The following is a 1433-nucleotide window of genomic DNA, read 5'->3' as shown; positions in this document are numbered from 1 at the left end:
TGAAGTAATGCAAATTTTGGGCATATCTGCTTTCGACAAAACACCTGTTAATGAGCTGCTGACAGAATTTCAAAAAAATCAAAATTTCAATGAACAAATAGATTTATTTAATTGTTAAATTTTAACGCATCAGTAGTAATATTCGACTTTCAATAATTATTACGAAACAGGAATATCAGAATGCTATAAGTTAAACATTTTATTTATGTAAAAAGCCTTAATAGACATTATTAAGTATAATCGTCAGCTATCGCTTCAAAAAGTGGGCAATACATTTTAATTTACCCCAGTTAGAATTTATTCAATGACGTTTAATAATGTATACCTGGTATATCAAAAATTTATTGGGTAGAAAACCCTGACGAGCCTTGAAAGTGGGAATTGTTAGTTTAAGGCAAGATTGTCTGTTACGATACAATTTCAGGAAGAAGCTGTGGTAAAATCTCAGTCTGAATTACAGAAAGCGGAGATAGGGCAGACGAAAGTGGGTGTGTCTTTATGACAAAACAAAGTCCGAAACTATCCGAAACTTACAGATGTAAATCCGATAGAAATATGAGATGAAAGTTATGATGTTTTCCTGAGGATATCGGCCATCACGCAGAGCAAACCTTAACAATTGTTACAATGCATCTCATACTGCGATGTAAAGCCGTGAAGGCATTAATAAGAGGTGCTATATGCTGTAAAATAATTCGTGAGGGTCAGTACATGTGCTGCAACAGTTAAAGGGGAACAACCATTCATAATGCCGGTATATGTAATCTCAAGTTTAACAAACACAATATACCTCACAGAACATGTGTCGGAATGGCAGGAAGGAGGAGGCAAATCCTCCTCCAACTCGATTCTGATTATTTTACTTTATTATTCAATAGAGTCCTAAATGTATCGCTTACATTAATAATTTCCATTTTTGGATTTTTAACCTTTAAAAATTCTTTATTGTATTCATCTCTAACAAATAAAATCTTATATGATGAATGGAAGTACCGTGGTAATTCAGGAAATTTTGTTACAAATAGTATAATACTGCTGTCTATCACTGAGTAAGAATTTAAAATACCTGAACCAAAAAAAATTATATCAGATGAATCGTTTAAAAAGTTATAAGGGTCGGACTTTTTATTTGATGAAACAATGTAAATATCATCTTTTAATACATAACTTCCGGGACTATAAGTAATATAAACGCTATCATTAATACTCTTATTTCCAATAGACAAATATAATAGATCGGGATGAGCAATTTCATCTACCAAGAAAATAAACGTAAACAATTTATATATAAAAAATTACTACTGATGCGTTAAAATTTAACAATTAAATAAATCTATTTGTTCATTGAAATTTTGATTTTTTTGAAATTCTGTCAGCAGCTCATTAACAGGTGTTTTGTCGAAAGCAGATATGCCCAAAATTTGCATTACTTC

At 31.2% G+C, this 1433-nt stretch carries 1 protein-coding gene; it reads right to left on the bottom strand.

What is annotated here, in order from left to right; translation table 11 throughout:
- Positions 1-854 precede the first annotated feature (854 nt).
- Entirely contained in the window at positions 855-1280 is a 426-nt protein-coding gene (locus HY951_18475) for a hypothetical protein (protein ID MBI5542048.1), read from the bottom strand.
- Positions 1281-1433 lie beyond the last annotated feature (153 nt).

The organism is Bacteroidia bacterium (assembly GCA_016218155.1).
GTDB lineage: Bacteria > Bacteroidota > Bacteroidia > Bacteroidales > GWA2-32-17 > GWA2-32-17.
Note: the sequence above shows the minus strand (reverse complement) of the source record. Positions and strands in the feature narration are given on the sequence as shown.